Source organism: Streptomyces sp. NPDC003248 (genome assembly GCF_055563235.1).
The window spans coordinates 133,764-152,892 of sequence record NZ_JBVHDT010000010.1 but is presented as its reverse complement, the minus strand read 5'-3'; the positions used below and the strand labels follow the sequence as shown (position 1 = coordinate 152,892).

Sequence of the window (19,129 nt, the reverse complement as noted above, 5' to 3'; positions counted from 1 at the left end):
CCGCACCGACCGGGTGGACCGGCCGTGCGGGTGCACCGGCCGTGCGGGTGCACCGGCCGTGCTGTGGCCTCCGCCGGTGGTGGAGGATGACGGCCATGGACGGATACGACGGCGCCCCGCGCCCCCGCGAGGTTCGGCCCGGCGAGTACCCGCTGTGGGACCGGGCGCTGGACCTCGTCAACCGGGACCTGGCGGCACTGCTGCCGGACGCCGGTCCGCTGCGCCTGCTGGCCCTGCCGCCCTGGGCGGAGGAGGACACGCGCGAGCACGTGTACGTGGCCCTGCCCGACGGGCGGTGGCACGGCGACGACCTGGGGCACGGCTCCACGGCCTCCGTCACGGCCGCGAGCGCCGAGGTCGCGGAGGCCGCTCAGGAGACCGTCATGGAGGTCCTGTGGCAGGTCTGGCCGGTCTGCGCCGAACACCGCCTCGGCCTGCACGTGGGCCAGGGCGAGGACCGCGCGGTGTGGTGGTGCGCGGGCGGCGAGCGGGACCCGGCCCATGCGCGGGCCGAGGTGGGCGGGTTGGACGCGCCGCACCGCCCGCGCACGGGTCGCCGCGCGCGGCCGTGAGGGTCAGTGGTCCGCGCAGCAGGGTGTCGGGTCGGGCACCTCGAACGGCACGAGGGCGCCGCCGACGGCGGGCATGGCGGTGAGGACCAGTTCCCCCTCGTGCCACTGGGGCCGCACATGGTCCCGGGTCACCAGCCGGGCGTCCGGCGCCGGCCGTCCCGCGGCTCCGAGCACCGTCACCCGGTCGATCGCGGAGACGGACAGGACCTCCGCGACCGTCATCGTGCCCCGGAGGACGTCCGCCCCCGGGTAGAGGACCGCCCGGCCGACGGGGTCCGGGGCGCCGTCCGCCGGCTCGTACCCGCGGGCCGCGAGCTGCCCGCGCACCGTCGCCGCGGCCGCTTCCGTCGGCAGCGCGAGGGAGACGGCGACGCGCGGCCGGTCGCCCCGCACGAGGTGGGTGCAGCCGAACACTCCCCCGTCGAGGGCGAGTTCGGCTGCCAATGTGCGGAGCAGGTGATCGGCCGCGCGCAGATCGCGCGGACCGGCGTCCACCGTGAGCACGTACCGGGTCACGACGGCAGGACCCACACGGGGTTGGAGTAGAACCACAGGTCGCGCCACGGGTCGGCGTCGCCGACGACGTCGATCGCCGGGCCCGCCGGGTCCACGGCCGCGCCCATCGCGCCGACGGCGGAGCGGTTGCCGTCGGTGCCGCGCAGACGGACGTACAGCGGCTCCTCCACGCGCCCGAGCCGGTAGGTGAGCCGGACGGTGCCGGTGGACCTGTCCACCTCGTAGGACTTCACGACCCTGGCCGTCGGCGCGGTGAAGGTGTCCCGGTCGGTGACCGTGCCCGTCACGTCGCCCTGGATGACGTCGACCCGCGCGAGCCGCGGGACGAAGCCCGCCCAGTTGGGGCCGCCGGCGAGGGCGACGTCGACCGTCAGCGTCACGTCCGTGCCCTTCTCGACGTGCAGGGCGCCGCCGAGGGTGGCCCAGCGGCTGCCTCCGGTCACCCGGACGTCGAGGCCGCTGACGAGCTGCCCGTGGTCCACCCAGACACGGCCGGCGCGGATGCCGTCCATGACGGCGGCGTAGGAGAAGCCGTCGGCGCCGACGTGGGTGCGGCTGTACTGGCCGGGCCAGTAGTCGCCCTGGGTGATGTCGATCTGCCCGCCGTAGACCGGGTCCGCGTACCGGCCGTCGGTGGCGAAGTCGCCGCCCGTGCCGCGCACGGCGGTGTCGGCGTACACCTGGTGGGAGTCGGAGTTGGCGGTGATCCACCAGGGCTTGCCCTCGGCGAGGAGGCTGTCCCACAGGCCGCCGACGGTGGCGGTCATCCAGTCGAAGCCGCCCCAGGTGCGGTAGCTCTCCAGCGGGTAGCCGGCGAAGGAGTTGGCGCTGGGGCTGTTGTCGTAGATGCCGCGGGCGCGGGCCGGGCCGAGGGGGGCGGGGAGGCCGGCGGCCTGGTGGCCGGGGGCGCCCTCGAAGCCGATGGCGATCTGGTGGCCCGGGTCGGTCGCGTCCCGCCAGGCGCGGATCTCGTGCGGGGAGTCGACACCGCGCCGCGCCGGGTGGTTGGCGAGCATCAGCGCGTCCTTGACCTTGCGGCGGCGGACCTGCTCGCCGAGGAAGGCCAGGCCCGCGACGGCGAGGGCCTCGTTGGCGGGCGTGGAGTCGGAGGCGTTCTTGACGCTGCCGTCGTAGTCGGTCTCGAACTGCTTGAGGACGGAGACCTCGTTCTTGCCGGGGTGCACGAAGACGGTGCCGTGCTCGGCGCCCGGGATGTTCCACTCCAGTCCCTGGAAGACGAGGGTGTCCTCGTGGGCGGAACGGGCCTCCTGGATGTCCGGGTTGACCTTCTCCACGCCGATCCTGGCGTGCGTGGCACTGCCGTGGTCGGTGATGACCAGCCAGTCCATGCCGTGCCGGGCGCCCTGCCGGACCTGGTCCACGACGCGGTACTTGCCGTCGCTGCTGTACTGGGTGTGGATGTGGTGGTCGCCGGCCAGCCAGAGGAAGCCGTTGCCGCGGCGGCCGTCGGTGGCGGCGTACGCGGGCGCCGAGGCCGCGCGGCCGAGGACGCCGGCGGCGGTCAGGCCGGCGCCGAGCAGACCGGCGCGGCGCAGCAGGGTGCGGCGCGACTGCTGCTCCGGGCTGAGGGCGTCGTCGGGCACGGAGGCGTCGAAGGCGGCGGGCAGCGCCGAGGCGCCCGGGGTGCCGTGGTCGTGTCCGTGGTCGTGTCCGTGGTGGTGATGGTGATGCCCGTGCGCGTGACCGTGCCCCATGGTGCCCTCCTGGTTGCCGCTGCCGTCCGCGGCCGGTGTCCGCGCGGCGCGAGTGCGCCGCGTGGGGAGGATCGAGCCAGAAGATGAACCTGGAACGGCTTTCGGGTGAGCGGCGACCGGCGCGGACGCGTCCGGCTCGCCCCGTCCTCCACTGTTCCCTCAACTGCCCCTGGAGCTCACACTGTTGGCCATCACACGCGAGCAGTGTTCCTCTTCCCGTCCGTTCCCCGCGTCCCCCGGAGCTCCCCCCATGAGACGACTCCTCGGCACCCTCGCGGCCGCCGCCCTGGCCCTCACCGGCCTCGCCGGCACCGGCGCGACGCCCGCCGCGGCCGCCGCCGGCGGCACGTTCACCGTCCTGACGTACAACGTGGCCGGCCTGCCCGAAGGCCTGAGTTCCAGTCACCCGGCGACCAACACCCCCCTGATATCGCCCCGTTTGGGCGCCTACGACCTCGTCAACGTCCAGGAGGACTTCAACTACCACGCGGCGCTGTACGCGGGCGACGACCACCCGTACCGTACGGCCACCAGCGGCGGCGCCGGCATCGGCGACGGCCTGAACACCCTGTCGGACCTCCCCTTCGAGGACTTCGAGCGCGTCCGCTGGAACGACTGCACCGGCACCGACTGCCTGACCCCGAAGGGCTTCACCCTGGCCCGGGTCCGCCTGGCGGAGGGCGCGTTCGTGGACCTCTACAACGTCCACACCAACGCCGGTGACACGGACGAGGAACTGGCCGCCCGCCGCGCCAACGTCCAGCAGCTGTCGGACTTCGTCCAGGCCAACTCCGCCGGCAACGCGGTGATCGTGATGGGGGACACGAACACCCGCTACACCCGCGCCGGCGACACCATCCGCACCCTCGTCACCGAGAACGGCCTGACGGACGCGTGGGTGGACCTGGTGAAGGGCGGCACCGCGCCGGCCCAGGGCGCGGACGCGCTGCTCTGCCCGGCCACCGCGCCGCCGGACGACTGCGAGGTCGTGGACAAGATCCTCTACCGGAGCGGTGCGCTGCTCTCCCTGACGGCCACCGGCTACCACAACGAGTGGGCGGCCTTCCTGGACTCCGCGGGCGGCAACCTCTCCGACCACTTCCCGCACACGGCCGGCTTCTCGTACACGCTCGACCCGGAGCTGACGGCGAGCGACTTCTTCGGCGGCCCGCACGGCACGGCGTTCAACGACGCGGACGACCTGCCGGCGGCCGTCTCCCCCCGCACCCTGACCCTGAGGGGCGGCGCACGCCTGGACGCGGTGTCCCTGACCCACGACGGCGGCACCACCCTGACCCACGGCGGCACCGGCGGCACCGCGGTGTCCCTCACCCTCGGAGCGGGCGAACACCTCACGAGCGTCCGCCTGGCGCAAGGCCAGAAGGACGGCCGGACACGGATCTTCTCGGCGTCCTTCACCACGGACCAGGGCCGCACCCTGTCGGCCGGCACGGCCACCGCGGACACCAAGACCTTCACCGCTCCGGCGGGCCGGCAGATCGTGGGCTTCACGGGCCGCGCGGGCGACGAGGTGGACAAGCTGGGCGTGGTGTACGCGCCGATCGGCTGAGCCCGGCGCGTCCCCGGGGAGTCCGTCCGGGCCGCCCCGGTGCGGGCCGTCCGGACGGAGCCCGCGGCGCGCGGGGCCCGCGGTCAGACGCGGGACACCGTTCCGCAGCCCTCGAAGGCGTCGGCGCCGACCTCCTTGCTGCGGTCGTACGGGTCGGTGGCCGGGCCGGAGGGCCGGGGACCCGTCGGTTCGGCCGTCGCGAACTGCGGGTGCAGGAAGCCGTCGTGGACCTCACAGGCCGAGTTGGCGAGCTCCTGGTCGTAATGGCGGACGAGCAGCCGGCCGGACGTCACCTGGTAGCGCGCCGGGTCGGCGAGTTCCGCGTCGATCACGCGCCGCACGATCGTGCGGGTGACCTCGGTCGAGCCGTCGGCGCGGACGACCGGATAGACGAAGGTGTAGTCGGCGTGCACGGAGACGCCGCCGGACTCGCCCTTCGCGAAGGTCATGCGGCCGCGGGTCTTGACCACGTCGCCGACGAGCCGGACCTCCTCGGGGTCGAAGCGGCTGAACAGCTCCAGCGGGTCGTGGTCCTCGTCGGGGGCGCGCAGGGAGGTGTCCAGGTGCTCGACGAGCTCCGGTTGCAGGGGGTCGAGCACCGCGAACGCGGCCGTGGGGCGTCCGCCGCGCAGCGTCTTCTCGTCGAGGTTGGCGCCGACCAGCAGTTGCCCGGTCAGACGCAGCGCCTGTTCGACCCGCTCCGCGGAGACGGAGCCCACCGCCCGCGCGGCCGGCAGGACGACACCGGCCTCGCCGTCGGCCCAGCCGAGGGCCGGGGAGCCGGCGAACGGCCGGTCGAGGGTGGGGGTCTCCTCCGGGGCCTCGGCGGGCGCCCCGGTCGGCGCGGCCGTCTCCGGGGGCAGGGGCGAGGCCGCGACGGCCTCCGGCTCCCCCGCGCCGAAGAGGTCCCCGGGCAGCAACGACGGCTTCAGCGCCACGGCGAGCAGACCGAGCGCCGCGGCCATGCCGAGGACGGACCAGACCTTCCGGCGCCGAGCGGCCCGTCCGTCCAGCTCCCGCCAGGCGGGCCCGGTACGCCACCCCTCCGGCTCACCCTGCCGCCGCAGCCGCTCGGTGACCATCCGGGCGCGCGCCGACGGCTCCTGGGGGGCGGAGGCCGCGCCGCGTTCGCTCTCCTCCAGGAACGCGCGCAACGCGTCGTCGGACAGGGACGAACCGTCCTCGGGCTCTTCGGGGGATCTGCCGACCACGCTGCTGTGTTTCCTTCCTCGGGCCGGGTTCCACCGGCCGGGAGCGAGACCGGGAAGAACCGCCCACCCCGAAATGATCACGAGTGGGGAAGATCTAAGGGATCTCCCGGCGAAAGCACAAGACGTTCACAGGCACCCTCCGGGTGAAGTGAGCATGATCACGCCACAACTGCCGCGAAGCGGCAGCTTCCCGGCACCCTCTAGGATTCCCCTGACCTGCCCAGAGACCCCGTTCCCCTACCCGTGAGGCGACCCCATGCCCCGAGCCGGCCTCACCGTCGACCGCCTGGTCGCGGCCGCCGCCGATCTCGCCGACGAGGTCGGGTTCGACAACGTCACGCTCTCCGCGCTGGCCCGCCGGTTCGGCGTCAAGGACGCGAGTCTCTACTCGCACGTCAAGAACCTTCAGGACCTGCGCAGCCGCGTCGCGCTGCTCGCCGGGGGCGAGATGATCGACGCCATCGCCGAGGCCGTCGCCGGGCGCGCCGGCCGGCAGGCGCTCGCCGGGTTCGCCGGGGCCTACCGGGAGTACGCGCTCCGGCATCCGGGACGGTACGCCGCGACGCAGATCCCCGTCGACCAGGCCTACCGGGACCTCGTCGCCGACGCCCCCGCCTTCCGCCGCACCACCGAGATCACCTACGGCATGCTGCGCGCCTACGGCCTCGAGGAACCCGACCTCACCGACGCCGTCCGCCTGCTGCGCAGCACCTTCCACGGCTACTGCGCCCTGGAGGCCGGCGGCGGCTTCGGCGCCCCCCGGGACGTGCGGGTCTCGTGGGAGAAGGCGGTCGACGCCCTGCACACGGCCCTCGTCCACTGGCCGCGCGAGGAACGCGAGGAAGAGGAGGAGGGGAAGCGGAAGGGCTGACCTGTCTCAGTCCTCCCCCCGCTCCCCCGCGCTCCGCTCCACGCAGAACTCGTTGCCCTCCGGGTCGGTGAGGACCGCCCAGCCGGTGCCGTCGGGGTTGCGGCGGTCGTCGGCCAGGGTGGCGCCGAGGGCGATCAGCCGTTCGACCTCCTCGTCGCGCGTGCGGTCCTGCGGCTCGAGGTCGAAGTGGATGCGGTTCTTGGCCTTCTTGCCCTCCGGGACCGTGACGAAGAGCAGGCCCGCGCCCTCGATCAGCGCCCACTCGTCGCCCGGCTCGCCGTCCGTGTGGAGGGGCCGGTCGAGGACCCGCGACCAGAAAGCGGCGAGCGCGTGGGCGTCGGAGCTGTCGATCGTCACATGGCGGATCGTGGAGGTCATGCGGGGATTCTCGTGCAGGCCCCGACGCCGGGCAACAAGATGCGAACGGCGTCGGCACCGGCGTCAGGGCTGCTCGGCGACCACCCGTACGGTGTCCCCCGAGAGGTCCACCCGGACCTCGGGGCCCCCGCTCCAGCGGACCCGGAGCCCGTGGGCCCCCTCCCCCCGGACCGACGCGGTCTCCGCCAGCGGGACGGGATCCGGTTCGGCGGTCAGCCGGGCGAGGGCGACGAAGAGGCTGTCGCCGTCGCCGGTCGTCCCGGCCGGCGACTCCCCCAGTCCGAGGACGGGCAGGATCTCGGCGCGCGCCTCCCCCTCCGCCGCCCACCCGGTCACCCGTACCGGCGTGCCCGGCGCGGCCCCCGTCACCAGATGGACCCGCACCTCGGCCGCCCCGCGCACGAGCACCACGCTCGTCACCCGCGCCCCGCCGCCCGCCGTGTGCCGGGAGGCCGCCCAGCCCTCGCCCACCCCCAGCGGCTCGATGCCGGTACGGCTCGGGTCGTCCCCGACGATCACGCTGTTGTCGTACGACGAGGACGGCGCCGTCACCGTCGAGTAGGCGAGCCGCGTGTAGTACGGGTCGTAGCGGACGTCTTCGCTGCCGTGGTTGTGGAGGCGGACCACGCCGTCCGAACGCGTCGACTGGAGCAGCCAGTTGGGCGCGGCGATCGGGGTGGACGCGTCCGCGCGCTCGGCCGGGCCCGGCGTCTCCGGCGCCGTCCACACGGGGTGCTCGGGCGGGAGCAGCAGACCGAGGAAGCCCTTGCTCGCCCAGTAGGGGGAGGCCGGGCCCGAGTAGCCCTGGAGCACGGAGGGGTCGGGGCCGTGCCAGCCGAGGGTCAGCAGGCCCCGTCCGTCGACGGCGCCCCGTTCCAGGAAGTACTTCAGGGCGCCGGAGGCCAGCCGGCGGGTCTCGCCGGGCGGCAGCGGGGTGTGTCCGGTCAGGGCGCCGAGCCAGAGGGGGGCCGTCGTGGCGAACCGGTAGGTGAGGGAACGGCCCTGGCGCACCGGGGCGCCGTCGCCGCCGAACAGGCGGGCGTGGTCGGCGAGGTGGCGTGCGAGCCGGCCGCCGTAGAGGTCGAGCAGGCGGGGGTCGTCGGCGAGCCAGGCGTGCAGGACCGGGTAGAGGTGCATCGCCCAGCCGTTGTAGTAGTCGAAGGCGCGGCGCTCGCCGTCCGTGTACCAGCCGTCGGCGACGTACCACTGCTCGATGCGGTCCAGGCCGCGCTCGACGGCCGCGCGCGCGGCGTCCGTCGCGCAGCCGGCCGCGTCCAGGAAACCGCCGACCGTCACCGGGAACAGCTCCCAGTTGCAAGGCCACGGCCGGGCGGTGAGCGCGTCGGCGAGCCAGCCGGCCGCCCGCTGCCGTACGCGGTCGTCCAGGCGGTCCCACAGCAGGGGCCGGGTCAGCCGCAGGGCGAGCGCGATCGAGGCCGCCTCGACGAGCGGCTGGCCGTGGTCCTCGATGCGCGGCCAGACTCCGGACACGCCGGCTTCGAGGCCCTCCGCGTAGCGTTCCAGGACCGTCTCGTCACGGCGGAAGGCGGCGAGGAGGAAGGTGCGGGCGTAACCCTCCAGGCCGTCGGAGAGCCGGCCGGACCAGCTCTCGCGGTCGCCGGGAAGGTGGTAGAGGGCACGGTCCGCGGTGGCGTACGGCTCCACGGCGGCGAGCAGGCCGTCGGCGGCCGCCTCCCAGTGGGCGCGGGTGTAGCCGGTGCGGGGGCTGAGGGCGTGGTCGGGCGGGGGCAGGTGCATCGGCGCTCGCTTCGTCGGGGCTGGGGCGGACCGACCCCGGGGGTGTTCCCGGTTTCCGGGGCCGGTCCGGCCCCGGGGGTGGTCCGGCCCGGGGGTGATCCGGCCCCGGGGGTGATCCGGCCCCGGGAGTGGTCCGGCCCCGGGTGCGTTCCGGCCCGGGTGCGTTCCGGTTCCGGCGTGCCGACACCGGCGGGACCGGTTCCGGCGGCCCCGCACCGGGCGTTCCGGGACCGGGCGTCTCGGCACCGGATCCTGGTGCCGGGCCGGGGCCAGGGCCTGGGGACGTCCCGGTTCCGGTCGGGGCGCCCCCAGGGTCTCATCCCACCCGCACCTTGCCCCTGGGCACCAGACGCAGGTCGAGGAGCGCGTCGCGGACCAGGCCCGCGTACACGGTGGCGCCGTACACGGAGGTGTGGGTGTTGTCCCGTTTCTCGTTGTAGAGGTACAGCGCCTTGGAGCCCTCGACGCCCAGGGACTCGACCAGCGCCTTCGTCAGGGCGGTGAGGTCGATCAGCGGGACGTCCTGGGCGGCGGCGACCTCGCGGATCACCGCCGGGTGGTCGACGCCGAGGCCGTTGACCAGCAGGGCCGTGCCGTTGTTCAGCGTGCCGTCGGCGTTGAACCAGCGGCGCACGATCGGGGTGACGAGGACCGGCTCGCCGCCCTTCTCGCGGACCCCCGCCACCAGCGCCTCCAGGTTCGCCCGGTAGGTCGCCTCGTCGGTCGTCTTGTCGTTGTGGGCCAACTGGATCAGCACCAGGTCGCCCCGGTGGATCTGGGGCTGCACGGTGGCCCACAGCAGCGGGTTCCCCAGGTAGGAGACCGTACTCTCCCCGGAGTCCGCGTAGTTGGCGACCGAGACGCCCTTGCGCAGGTACTGCGGCAGTTGCTGGCCCCAGCCGGAGTAGGGGTCGCCGGGCTGGTCGCAGACGGTGGAGTCGCCGACCAGGAAGATCTGGCGGGTGGCGGAGGTTCCGCCGCGCGAGGTGCCGGCGAGGCGGGCCGGGGTGACGCGGACGTCCGCGAGCGCGGGGGCCGAACCGCCGAGGACGAGGTCCAGGCCGGCGGTCCCGTCGGCACCGGTGGGTTCGCCCTCGGGGGTGCGGACGTTCACCGTGAAGCTGCGGGCGACGCGTTCGCCGGCCGGGACGGCGGTCTCGGGCAGGAGGGAGCGCCGGGTCTCCCCGCCGACGGCGGTGCTCGACGCCGCCTCGCCGCCGAGGAGGACGGTCACGTCGTAGGTGCCGGGCGGGACGTCGAAGTGGCAGGCGGTGGCGGCGCAGTTCTCGATGCCGAGACCCGGGCCGCCGTCATGGGCCTGGGCGGCGGGGACGGCCGTCAGGGCGGTGGTCAGGGTCAGCGCCGCCAGCACGGCTGGGGTGAAACGTCTCACTGCGGCTCCTCGGTCACGGGTGACAGGGCTGGCGGCTGGACGGTACCGCCTTCGGCAAGCGCTTTCTAGACCCTTGACTCAAATCCAACAATCGCCAACTCCCCGCGCGTGAAAGCCCTTTCGCGAAATCGATTCAACTGCCACGCTGACCCCTCACCCGCACCCCGTACCCCACACCTCCCGAAGGAGGCACCCCCATGTCCGGATCCGAGAGCCACCGGCCGGTCCGACGCCGCGCCTTCGTCCTCGGCGCCGCTGCCGCCGCCGGCTCGGCCGCGCTCGCCGGTCCGCTCGCCGCCCCCGCCGCCGCGGCGAGCTTCGGCTACACCGACGACGGCTCGAACTACGTCGTCGACACCGGCGCCAGCCTCGTCTTCAAGGTCAGCAAGACCAACGGCGACCTCACCTCGCTGGTCTACAAGGGCACCGAGTACCAGGGCTACGACGGCAAGAACTCGCACATCGAGTCCGGCCTCGGCACCTCGACGGTGACCGTCACCCAGTCCGGCTCGACGATCCTGATCTCCGTCACGTACGGCACGCTCAAGCACTACTACGCGGCCCGCAGCGGCGAGAACAACATCTACCTGTGGACCAACAAGGCCGACAGCTCGGTCAGCGCCACCCGTTACATCGTGCGCGTCAAGGCGGGCCTCTTCCTCAACGACGAGCCCGACTCCTACACCTACGCGCCCACCACCATCGAGGCCTCGGACGTGTTCGCGAAGTCCGACGGCCAGACCCGTTCGAAGCACTACTCGAAGCTGCGGGTGATGGACTACGACTACATCGGCTGGACGACCGGCAGCGTCGGCCTGTGGATCGTGCGCAGCAACCACGAGAAGGCGTCCGGCGGGCCCTTCTACCGCTCGCTGCTGCGCCACCAGAGCGCGGACGGCGGCGGCCTGTACGAGATCCTGTACTACGGCCAGAACCAGACCGAGTCCGAGCGCTACGGCCTCCAGGGCCCGTACGTCATCGCCTTCACGGACGGCGGCGCGCCCTCCTCCTCGCTGTACCCGGGGACCCTCACCACGTCGTGGGCCGACTCGCTCGGCCTGTCCGGCTACGTGGCCTCGGGCGGCCGCGGCCGGGTCGCGGGCGTCGGGATCACCGGGCGGAACACGGCGTACGCGTACACCGTGGGACTCGCCAACTCCGCAGCGCAGTACTGGGGTTCGGCACGCTCCTCGGACGGATACTTCTCGATCACCGGCGTCCTGCCGGGGACGTACACGCTGACCGTCTTCAAGGGCGAACTGGCGGTGTACACCACGTCGGTGACGGTGTCCGCCGGCGCAACGACCACGCTCAACAGCATCGCGATCCCCTCCTCGAACGATCCGAGCAACGCGAGCGCGATCTGGCGGATCAACGACTGGAACGGCACGCCCAGCGGCTTCAAGAACGCCGACCTGATGACGTACGCCCATCCCTCCGACGTGCGCGCCTCGGCCTGGACCGGCAACGTCGTCATCGGCAGCGGCACCGAGACCTCGGCCTTCCCCTGCTACCTCTGGAAGGACGTCAACAGCGGACTGCTGGTGTACTTCAAGCTGACCGCGGCCCAGGCCGCCGCCGCGCACACGCTGCGCATCGGCGTGACGACGGCCTACGCCAACGGCCGTCCCCAGGTCGTCGTCAACGACGCCTGGACGTCGTCGATCCCCTCCCCGCCCACGCAGCCGAGCACCCGGTCGCTGACCAACGGGTCCTACCGGGGCAACAACTACACGTTCACCTACAGCGTTCCGGCGAGTGCCTGGCTCACGGACACCAGCCAGTACAACGTGCTGAGGATCGACGTGGTGAGCGGTTCGGGGACGACGGCCTATCTCAGCGCGGGCACCTCGATCGACGCGATCGACCTGCTGGCCTGATCGGGACGGGCGTCATGTACCGCGCGTCCACTGCTGGTTGGCCGCTCCGTTGCAGGTGTAGGTGATGACCGCGGCGGAGTTGGCGGTGGACGCGCCGTTCACGTCCAGGCACTCGCCGGTGGCGCGGGCCTTGACCAGCCAGTAGCTGCCGGAGGCGGTCAGAGACCACTGCTGGGCGGTGGCGCCGGCGGCGCAGTCCTCCTGGGTGACGTCGGTGGAGTTCTCCTGGAGGCACAGGGAACTGCCGCGGCCGACCAGCTGGTAGTAGCCGGTGCCGAGGTCCTTGAACCACCACTTCTGGTTGGTGCCGCCGTTGCAGGTGTACTGGCTGATCGCGACGGCCTGCCACAGCGACTGGTTCGGCACGTCCGCGCACTTGGAGCTGTTCCGGGCGATCAGCGTGTGGTAGGTGGCGCTCGTCCCGCCGACCGTCCCGGCGGTGGTGTCGACCGTGACCTCCGGGTACCAGGACATCGACAGCGTGGTCGTGGTCGGGAAGGCCAGCGGCAGCCACACGTACCGCGAGTCGTCGACGGTGCCGCCGAAGGAGTTGCCCCAGCGGTCGCCCAGGTAGAGGTAGGAGGTGCCCGAGGACCCCGTCACCGGCAGCACGTACGCGGTCTGCGATCCGTACGCCGTCGAGTCGCCGACGTTGGTCATCGAGCTCCACGGGCCGGCCAGGGAGGTGGCGGTGGCGTACTGCTGCTGGTTGGCGCTCCAGCCGGTGGCGCCCGAGGTCAGCATGAAGTAGACCCCGCCCCGCTTGAAGAGGGCCGGGGCCTCCCGGTGGCCGCCCGCCCAGGGGTTGGCGACCAGGCTGTCGATGCCGAGGTAGTCGGCGGTCAGCTTGTACAGGTGCAGGTCGTAGTTCTCGTTGGCCGCCGAGACCATGTAGCCGGTGCCGTCCGTGTCGACGAACGTCGTGATGTCACGGGACATGTAGGTGCCGAACGGCCGGAAGCTGCCCTGGTAGGTGTAGTTCCCGTCGACGGTGTCGGAGACGGCGACGGCGGCGCGGGCCTCGCTGTAGTCGGTGCCGTTCTCCTTGTGCATCCACATCACGTACGTGCCGGTGGCGGCGTTGTACACGACCTTCGGGCGCTCGATGTTGGCGGTGGCCAGCTCCGGGTCGCTCGCCTGGGTCAGGACGTGGTTGCGGAACTCCCAGGTCTTCAGGTCGGTGGACCGGTAGGCGTCCACGTACCGGAAGGTGTTGTCGGCGTTGCGGTGCTCGCCGAACCAGTAGTAGTACGAGCCGGCCTTGAGGACGCCGCCGCCGTGGGCGTGCACGGGGCTGCCGGTCGTGTCGGTGAACTGCGTGCCGTTGGCGATCGTCTGCGGTGCGGCCTGGGCCGGTCCGGCGGTGGCGAGGGCGCCGGCCAGCGCCAGACAGAGGGCGAGCAGGATCGCGTACGCACGTCTCATGTCACGCACTCTCCTTCACGGTGTCGGCGGCCGTGTCCGCCACGGGGACGCCGAAATGCGGGGTGCCGTCCGGGTTCCAGCCGAGCGCCTGGAACCGGGTGTGGCGATGGGGGTCGTCCAGGGGTTCGCCGTCGATCTCCCGGTACGAGCGGGCGTGGTAGATCAGGACGTCGGTCTCGCCGTCCTCGGCGACCGTGAACGCGTTGTGGCCCGGGCCGTAGACGCCGTTGGCCTCGCTGGTGGTGAACACCGGGACCGGGGACTTGGTCCAGGCGGCCGGGTCGAGGAGGTCGCCGTCGGCGTCGGCGGTGAGCAGACCGAGGCAGTAGCGGTGGTCGGTGGCGCTCGCCGAGTAGGTGAGGAAGACCCGGCCGTGGCGCTTCAGGACGTACGGGCCCTCGTTGACCCGGTGGCCCCGGCACTCCCAGTCGTACTCCGGCGCGGACAGGCGCACCTGGGGTCCGGTGAGCGTCCAGGGGTCGGCCATCGCCGAGAGGAGGATCACGGTGTTGTGGCCGCCGAGGGAGGGGTCCTGCTGGGCCCACGCCAGGTACCGGGTGCCGCGGTGGGTGAAGGTGGTGGCGTCCAGGGAGAAGGTGTCCCAGGCCGTCCCGACGCGGCCCTTCTCCGTCCAGGTGCCCTCGAACGGGTCGGTGGCGGTGTTCTCCAGCACCCAGATGCGGATCGCCCACTCGTCGTCGGCGGGCGCGGCGGCGAAGTAGACGTACCAGGCTCCGTCGATGCGGTGGAGCTCCGGCGCCCAGATGTGCGCGCCCATGTCGCCGGTGGGGTGGGCCCGCCAGATCACCGACTCGGCGGCGGTGGCGAGACCGGCCAGGGTGCGGGAGCGGCGCAGGACGACGCGGTCGTAGTCCGGGTGGGTCGCCGTGAAGTAGTAGTGGCCGTCGGTGTGGCGGTGGACCTGCGGGTCGGCGCGGTGCGGGACGAGGGGGTTGGGGTGCACGGGATGGCCTCTCGCCGGAGTGCCGTTCGGTCCTGCGAACGGCATGTGGGATGACGAACGCCGAAAACGTAAGGGCGGGGTGGGAGCGGGTCAACGGGTAGGACGGGGCGGCTGTGGGGGGCGTGTGGCGGGGGCGGGAGCCGGGCGGGCAGGGGCGGGAGCCGGGCGGGCAGGGGCGGGAGCCGGGCGGGCAGGGGCGGGAGCCGGGCGGGCAGGGGCGGGAGCCGGGCGGGCAGGGGCGGCCTGTCCGTATGGTGGGCGGCCTGTTCGTACGGCGGACGCCGTGGGTCGTGCTCAGCCGCGTCGACTAGCGTCGTCACATGAGCAGCGACATCCCCGCATTCTCCGCCCCCCTCGCCGAAGCCCTCGCGGCCGGGCCGGTCGTCCTGGACGGCGGCCTGTCCAACCAGCTGGCCGCCGCGGGGCACGACCTGAGCGACGAGCTGTGGTCGGCGCGGCTGCTGGCGGAGCGGCCCGAGGCGATCACCGAGGCGCACCTCGCGTACTTCCTCGCCGGTGCGGACGTGGCGATCACCGCCAGCTACCAGGCCACCTTCGAGGGCTTCGCCAGGCGTGGGATCGAGCGCGAGAAGGCGGCCGGGCTCATCGCCCTGAGCGTCGAGCTGGCACGGGACGCCACGCGGGAGGCGTGGGCGCGGGGCGTGCGGCGGCCGCTGTACGTGGCGGCCTCGGTCGGGCCGTACGGCGCGATGCTCGCGGACGGCTCCGAGTACCGGGGCGGGTACGGGCTGGGCGTCGCGGAGCTGGAGGCCTTCCACCGGCCCCGCCTGGAGGTGCTGGCCGCCGCCGGACCCGACGTGCTGGCCCTGGAGACGATCCCGGACACCGACGAGGCCGAGGCGCTGCTGCGGGCGGTGCGCGGGCTCGACGTGCCGGCCTGGCTGTCGTACTCCGTCGCGGGCGACCGCACCCGTGCCGGGCAGCCCCTGGAGGAGGCGTTCGCCCTGGCCGCGGACGCGGCGGAGGTCATCGCCGTCGGTGTGAACTGCTGCGCGCCCGAGGACGTCGACGGCGCGATCGGGATCGCCGCCCGGGTGACCGGCAAACCGGTCGTCGTCTACCCCAACAGCGGCGAGACCTGGGACGCCGGGGCCCGCGCCTGGAACGGCCGCTCCACCTTCGCCCCCGAAGAGGTCCTCGGGTGGCGGGACACGGGCGCCCGGCTGATCGGCGGCTGCTGCCGGGTGGGCCCGGAGGCGATCACGTCGATCGCCCGGACGCTGGCGGCGGGGTAGGCGCGGCGGCGGTCACGGCCGCCGGGCGGTCAGTGGCGGCGGGCCCCGCCGACGCGGCGCAGGCGGCGGACCGCCGACCGGAGTTCGCTCGCGCGCAGGGGGCGGGCGACCAACGCGTCCGGCGAGACGGGAGCCGCGGGCGGCGTGGCCGTGGGGTCGCTCGCCCACAGGGCCAGTTCCCGGTCGCGCGGACCGTGGACGGTGTGCGCGAGCCGTTCGCCGTCGCCGAAGACGCACACGGGGTGCGTCTCGTCCCAGGCCTGCCAGCCCGGATCGCCGGTCTCCGCGAACCGCACCCAGGCCCGGTGCATCGCGTCGGCCAGTGACCGGGGGGCTCCCTCGCCCGCGAGCTGCGCCGACTCGGGCACGTCCCCGGTGTCGAAGACGAAGCCCAGCTCCAGGGCGTGGCAGGCGCCGAGGCCGGGCCGCAGGGACGGCCAGGCGAACTCGTACACGTACGACGAGCCGGGGCGGGCGTCGGCCAGGCGGTGCAGGGGCAGGCGCAGCAAGTGGTCGGTGACCATCTGGCCGACGGTCTCGGCGGTGCCGGCCTCCGGGTGCAGGGCGCGGTAGCCGCGCGGCACGTCGTGACCGCAGTGGCAGCGGGCCATGGCGCCGGCCAGCGCGACGGCGCCGAGGCGGTCGACGCGTTCCAGCAGGCCGCCCGGGACCAGCCACAGCCGGTACTCGTCGCGGGTCCAGCCCAGCAGCAGGTCGGTGCCGCGCGCCGCGTCGCCGTCGACGAGCGCCTTCAGGGGGTCGCGGGGGACGAGGTCGCCGTCGATGACGATGCCGAAGGCGGGCCCGCCGAGCACCGGGCTGCTGAGCCGGCTGATGTCGGCCTGGGCGCGCAGCAGCTGGTCGCGGTCGACGGCGGCGAACGCCTCCGCGGTGGCCGGGATCCGCAGCCGGTTGGCCATGCGGCGGACCATGCGCCGCACCTTGTCCCGCTCGAAGGCCTCCGGCGCGCCGCTCTGGAGAATGGCCCGCCGGAACAGGCCCTGCGCCGGGGGCGCGGCGATCAGCGCGCCGGTGCTGATGGCGCCCGCGGACTGCCCGGCCAGGGTGACCCGCGCGGGATCGCCGCCGAAGGCGTCGATCGACTCGTGCACCCAGCGCAGCGCGGCGAGCTGGTCGCGCAGTCCGGGGTTGGCGGGGGCGTCCGGGAACAGGCCGTACCCCTCCACGCCCAGCCGGTAGTTGACGGAGACGAACACGACGCCGTCCCGCGCGAAGTGCCGCCCGTCGTACACGGGCACCGCCGAGGAACCCCTGGTCAGTGCGCCGCCGTGCAGCCACACCACGACCGGCAGCCGGGCGCCCGGACCGGGCTCGGGCGTCCACACGTTGAGGTTGAGGCAGTCGTCCCCGTCCACCACCGGGTCGGACAGGTACCGCGCGAAGACCTCGGAGTACGGCGGTTTCGGCGCCGTCGGCCCGAAGGCGCCCGCGTCCCGCACGCCGTCCCAGGGCTCGGGCGGCTCGGGCGGCCGGAACCGGCGGGGCCCGAAGGGGGGCGCGGCGTAGGGGATGCCGCGGAAGACGGCGACGCCGTCCTCGTGGCGGCCGCGCACGGCTCCGTACGGGGTGCGGACCACCGGGTCCGCCGGGTCCGCCGGGTTCGCCGGGTCCGACGGGTCCGACGGGTCCACCGGGTTCGCCGGGTCCGACGGGTCCGACGGGTCCGACGGTTCCGACGGGTCCACCGGGTTCGCCGCCACGGGGTTCGTCCGGCCTGCCGTCATGAGCCCACCAGCCCTTCGCCGCGCTCCTTCGCCGGTTACACCAGAGCACCACAGCGATGCCCGGTATTCCGGTGCGCGAGCCTCCCGCGGGGCCGTTCGGCGTGGCCGGGGGCGCCGGAACCGGCCTGGTCGGGCCGCTGCCGACGGCGCCGTCGGCCCGCGACGGGCGGGAGCGGGCGCCATGGGCCGTCCGGGCGACGCACCCGCCACGCCCGGGCCGGCGGCGCGCCGCCGGGGCCCCGGCGGTGGCACCGTCCCGGCCACCGCCCGGCGGGCGGCGCCCCCGAACCCGGTCCCGGTGTCTTCCCGACACGCTGAGGCCCACCTAGGATAGCAAGCGCTTTCTGCGAGCCGTCGGTCAGGATCGGCTCCGAAAGGGCGGTGGTCGAACTTTCGCTGGCCCTCGGGCGGGCCGGAGAGGTGGTTCCCGATGGTCCGCACGGGCAGTGCGAGCATGACGGCCGGACCGACGCTGGCGGTGGTGGCCCGGGAGGCGGGCGTGTCCGTGCCGACGGCCTCCAAGGTGGTCAACGGCCGCGAGGACGTGGCGCCCGAGACCCGGCGCCGCGTCACCGAGGCCCTGGACCGGCTCGGTTACGTGCGCCGGCCGCGCTTCGACGCCACGAAGCCGCCCCGGCTGGTGGACCTGGTCGTGGACTCGCTGGAGAGTTCCCTGTCCGGCGCGGTGCTGCACGGCGTGGAGGAGGCGGCGCACGACGCCGGTCTGGACGTCGTCGTCTCCGCCGCGCTCTCCCGCACCCGGGCGGGCCGTCCGCAGCGCGGCTGGCTGGACAAGCTGGCCGCGCGCGGCTCGGCGGGGGTGCTGTTCAACCTCGCCGAGCTGACGGACTCCCAGTACCTGTGGCTGGAGCAGCACCGCATCCCGTACGTGATGATCGATCCGCTGGTCGAGCCTCCGCCGGGCGTGGTGTCGGTCGGTGCGGCGAACTGGCACGGCGGGGTGACCGCGACCGAGCACCTGCTGGCCCTCGGGCACGAGCGGATCGCCGTGATCGCCGGTCCGCGGCGCAGGATGTGCAGCAACGCGCGGGTGGCCGGCTACCGCTCCGCGCTGGCCTCGGCGGGCGTCGCCCACCGCCCCGAGTACCTCCGCCACGGCGGCTTCGACCAGTCCGTGGCCCGCCTCCGGACGCACGAACTCCTCGATCTGCCCGAGCCGCCGACAGCCGTCTTCGTCTGCTCCGACCACATGGCGCTCGGTGTCTACGAGGCCCTGGCGGAACGGGGGGCGAGGGTGCCGCGTGACGTCAGTGTGGTCGGCTTCGACGACCTCCCCGAGTCCCGCTGGACGACACCGGCGCTGACCACCGTGCGCCAGCCGCTGGCGGAGATGGCGGCGACCGCCCTGCGGCTGCTGGTGCGGATGATGGACGGGGAGCGCCCGGAGGGGACCCGTACGGAGCTGTCGACGCGGCTGGTGGAGCGGGCGAGCACGGCGGCCCCGGCCGGCTGAGGCACCGGCCCGCTTGCCGCCGGGGCGGGTGCCGTCGCCGGGCCCCTTCCCCCCGGACGGCAGGCCGCCCCCGCGCCACCGGCCCCGCGGCCGGTCAGCGGCCCGCTTGCCGCCGGGACCTGCCCGGAGACCACCGGATGCCCTGAGGCCGCCAGGAACCCGGAGACCACCGGATGCCCTGAGGCCGGCCGCCCGGAGCACGAAGACCACCAGGAGCCCCGAGGCCACCCGGAGCACGGAGACAGCCGGTAGCCCGGAGACCGCCGGTAGCCCGGAGCACGGAGACAGCCGGTAGCCCGGAGCCCGGAGACAGCCGGTAGCCCGGAGCCCGGAGACAGCCGGTAGCCCGGAGCCCGGAGACAGCCGGTAGCCCGGAGCCCGGAGACAGCCGGTAGCCCGGA

General features: G+C 74.0%; 15 protein-coding genes. 6 read left to right on the top strand and 9 right to left on the bottom strand.

Going from position 1 to position 19,129, the window contains the following annotated elements:
* The first annotated feature begins 95 nt into the window (after nt 1-95).
* Nucleotides 96-572, top strand: coding sequence for a hypothetical protein (locus tag ACZ3KJ_RS23430; RefSeq protein ID WP_467529686.1), 477 nt, complete (start codon nt 96-98; stop codon nt 570-572).
* 3 nt (nt 573-575) lie between these two features.
* Here the strand turns inward: ACZ3KJ_RS23430 and ACZ3KJ_RS23425 are convergent, their stop codons facing one another.
* Both ACZ3KJ_RS23425 and ACZ3KJ_RS23420 read right to left on the bottom strand, forming a co-directional pair.
* A complete protein-coding gene (locus tag ACZ3KJ_RS23425; protein WP_467529684.1) occupies nt 576-1,088 on the bottom strand; it encodes a hypothetical protein in 513 nt (170 codons plus the stop codon).
* Nucleotides 1,085-2,803, bottom strand: a complete 1,719-nt coding sequence (locus tag ACZ3KJ_RS23420; RefSeq protein WP_467529682.1) for a PHP domain-containing protein — start codon at nt 2,801-2,803, stop codon at nt 1,085-1,087. Before ACZ3KJ_RS23420 ends, ACZ3KJ_RS23425 begins: the two co-directional genes overlap by 4 nt.
* Nucleotides 2,804-3,053: 250 nt before the next feature.
* Here ACZ3KJ_RS23420 and ACZ3KJ_RS23415 point away from each other — a divergent pair, with 250 nt between their 5' ends.
* Nucleotides 3,054-4,373 carry a jacalin-like lectin gene (locus tag ACZ3KJ_RS23415; RefSeq protein WP_467529680.1) on the top strand — a complete coding sequence of 440 codons (1,320 nt, stop codon included), beginning with the start codon at nt 3,054-3,056 and terminating at the stop codon, nt 4,371-4,373.
* Nucleotides 4,374-4,456: 83 nt separating this feature from the next.
* Here the strand turns inward: ACZ3KJ_RS23415 and ACZ3KJ_RS23410 are convergent, their stop codons facing one another.
* Complete coding sequence (locus ACZ3KJ_RS23410; RefSeq protein WP_467529679.1) at nt 4,457-5,584, bottom strand: hypothetical protein; 1,128 nt, start codon at nt 5,582-5,584, stop codon at nt 4,457-4,459.
* A 256-nt stretch (nt 5,585-5,840) separates the two neighbouring features.
* Between ACZ3KJ_RS23410 and ACZ3KJ_RS23405 the strand changes: the two genes are divergently transcribed.
* On the top strand, nt 5,841-6,455 hold the full coding sequence (locus ACZ3KJ_RS23405) for a TetR-like C-terminal domain-containing protein (protein ID WP_467529677.1): 615 nt from the start codon (nt 5,841-5,843) through the stop codon (nt 6,453-6,455).
* A gap of 6 nt (nt 6,456-6,461) precedes the next feature.
* On the opposite strand, the gene ACZ3KJ_RS23400 is transcribed toward ACZ3KJ_RS23405, so the two are convergent.
* The 3 genes from ACZ3KJ_RS23400 to ACZ3KJ_RS23390 all read right to left on the bottom strand — a co-directional run bounded on the left by ACZ3KJ_RS23400 (nt 6,462) and on the right by ACZ3KJ_RS23390 (nt 9,984).
* A complete protein-coding gene (locus ACZ3KJ_RS23400) occupies nt 6,462-6,833 on the bottom strand; it encodes a VOC family protein (protein ID WP_467529676.1) in 372 nt (123 codons plus the stop codon).
* Nucleotides 6,834-6,896: 63 nt separating this feature from the next.
* Nucleotides 6,897-8,591, bottom strand: coding sequence for a DUF2264 domain-containing protein (locus tag ACZ3KJ_RS23395; protein WP_467529674.1), 1,695 nt, complete (start codon nt 8,589-8,591; stop codon nt 6,897-6,899).
* Nucleotides 8,592-8,907: 316 nt separating this feature from the next.
* Nucleotides 8,908-9,984, bottom strand: coding sequence for a rhamnogalacturonan acetylesterase (locus ACZ3KJ_RS23390; protein ID WP_467529672.1), 1,077 nt, complete (start codon nt 9,982-9,984; stop codon nt 8,908-8,910).
* 197 nt (nt 9,985-10,181) lie between these two features.
* On the opposite strand from ACZ3KJ_RS23390, the gene ACZ3KJ_RS23385 reads away from it, so the two are divergent.
* On the top strand, nt 10,182-11,864 hold the full coding sequence (locus tag ACZ3KJ_RS23385; RefSeq protein ID WP_467529670.1) for a rhamnogalacturonan lyase B N-terminal domain-containing protein: 1,683 nt from the start codon (nt 10,182-10,184) through the stop codon (nt 11,862-11,864).
* Nucleotides 11,865-11,876: 12 nt separating this feature from the next.
* Here the strand turns inward: ACZ3KJ_RS23385 and ACZ3KJ_RS23380 are convergent, their stop codons facing one another.
* Together ACZ3KJ_RS23380 and ACZ3KJ_RS23375 are read right to left on the bottom strand one after the other, a co-directional pair.
* Complete coding sequence (locus tag ACZ3KJ_RS23380) at nt 11,877-13,289, bottom strand: RICIN domain-containing protein (RefSeq protein ID WP_467529668.1); 1,413 nt, start codon at nt 13,287-13,289, stop codon at nt 11,877-11,879.
* A gap of 1 nt (nt 13,290) precedes the next feature.
* Nucleotides 13,291-14,298, bottom strand: coding sequence for a glycoside hydrolase family 43 protein (locus ACZ3KJ_RS23375; protein ID WP_467529667.1), 1,008 nt, complete (start codon nt 14,296-14,298; stop codon nt 13,291-13,293).
* Between the two features lie 275 nt (nt 14,299-14,573).
* On the opposite strand from ACZ3KJ_RS23375, the gene mmuM reads away from it, so the two are divergent.
* Nucleotides 14,574-15,509, top strand: a complete 936-nt coding sequence (gene mmuM, locus ACZ3KJ_RS23370; protein ID WP_467529665.1) for a homocysteine S-methyltransferase — start codon at nt 14,574-14,576, stop codon at nt 15,507-15,509.
* Between the two features lie 29 nt (nt 15,510-15,538).
* Here the strand turns inward: mmuM and ACZ3KJ_RS23365 are convergent, their stop codons facing one another.
* Nucleotides 15,539-17,107, bottom strand: a complete 1,569-nt coding sequence (locus ACZ3KJ_RS23365; protein ID WP_467529907.1) for a carboxylesterase/lipase family protein — start codon at nt 17,105-17,107, stop codon at nt 15,539-15,541.
* 577 nt (nt 17,108-17,684) lie between these two features.
* Here ACZ3KJ_RS23365 and ACZ3KJ_RS23360 point away from each other — a divergent pair.
* Nucleotides 17,685-18,728, top strand: a complete 1,044-nt coding sequence (locus ACZ3KJ_RS23360; protein ID WP_467529663.1) for a LacI family DNA-binding transcriptional regulator — start codon at nt 17,685-17,687, stop codon at nt 18,726-18,728.
* Nucleotides 18,729-19,129 lie beyond the last annotated feature (401 nt).

Excerpts from the sequence above, each read along its gene's own strand:
- ACZ3KJ_RS23415 (WP_467529680.1), top strand. The coding sequence starts at position 3,054 with ATGAGACGACTCCTCGGCACCCTCGCGGCCGCCGCCCTGGCCCTCACC.
- ACZ3KJ_RS23430 (WP_467529686.1), top strand. The coding sequence starts at position 96 with ATGGACGGATACGACGGCGCCCCGCGCCCCCGCGAGGTTCGGCCCGGC.
- ACZ3KJ_RS23375 (WP_467529667.1), bottom strand. The coding sequence starts at position 14,298 with ATGCCGTTCGCAGGACCGAACGGCACTCCGGCGAGAGGCCATCCCGTG.
- ACZ3KJ_RS23405 (WP_467529677.1), top strand. The coding sequence starts at position 5,841 with ATGCCCCGAGCCGGCCTCACCGTCGACCGCCTGGTCGCGGCCGCCGCC.
- ACZ3KJ_RS23420 (WP_467529682.1), bottom strand. The coding sequence starts at position 2,803 with ATGGGGCACGGTCACGCGCACGGGCATCACCATCACCACCACGGACAC.
- ACZ3KJ_RS23400 (WP_467529676.1), bottom strand. The coding sequence starts at position 6,833 with ATGACCTCCACGATCCGCCATGTGACGATCGACAGCTCCGACGCCCAC.
- ACZ3KJ_RS23380 (WP_467529668.1), bottom strand. The coding sequence starts at position 13,289 with ATGAGACGTGCGTACGCGATCCTGCTCGCCCTCTGTCTGGCGCTGGCC.
- ACZ3KJ_RS23360 (WP_467529663.1), top strand. The coding sequence starts at position 17,685 with ATGGTCCGCACGGGCAGTGCGAGCATGACGGCCGGACCGACGCTGGCG.
- ACZ3KJ_RS23395 (WP_467529674.1), bottom strand. The coding sequence starts at position 8,591 with ATGCACCTGCCCCCGCCCGACCACGCCCTCAGCCCCCGCACCGGCTAC.
- mmuM (WP_467529665.1), top strand. The coding sequence starts at position 14,574 with ATGAGCAGCGACATCCCCGCATTCTCCGCCCCCCTCGCCGAAGCCCTC.
- ACZ3KJ_RS23385 (WP_467529670.1), top strand. The coding sequence starts at position 10,182 with ATGTCCGGATCCGAGAGCCACCGGCCGGTCCGACGCCGCGCCTTCGTC.